The 244-nt window shown below is 34.0% G+C and carries 1 protein-coding gene; it reads right to left on the bottom strand.

Annotation, left to right across the window (positions count from 1 at the left end; genetic code table 11):
- Positions 1-244 (bottom strand): hypothetical protein (locus KTHG_RS20980; RefSeq protein WP_370362739.1); only part of this gene is annotated, 244 nt, incomplete at both ends.

The following is a 244-nucleotide window of genomic DNA, read 5'->3' as shown; positions in this document are numbered from 1 at the left end:
ATATTAGCTACATTATCAATTAATGCACGCTTCACTTTTTCAGATTCATCAATACTTGGACCAGACTTACTACCATCTGCATACTCCGTATAAGTAGAGTTTTTAAAGATTGGAAAAACAGCCACCATACTTTTATTGACGACATCTAGTGTTCGTCGAATCACATCTTTAGGCTTATCAATATTCTTTGGATCATTAATTGTATCAAACGAAAAAGAACCACGAATTTGATACCCACGTTTAG

This window comes from Kurthia sp. Dielmo (assembly GCF_000307285.2).
In the GTDB taxonomy this organism is placed as follows: Bacteria; Bacillota; Bacilli; order Bacillales_A; family Planococcaceae; genus Kurthia; species Kurthia populi.
Note: the sequence above shows the minus strand (reverse complement) of the source record. Positions and strands in the feature narration are given on the sequence as shown.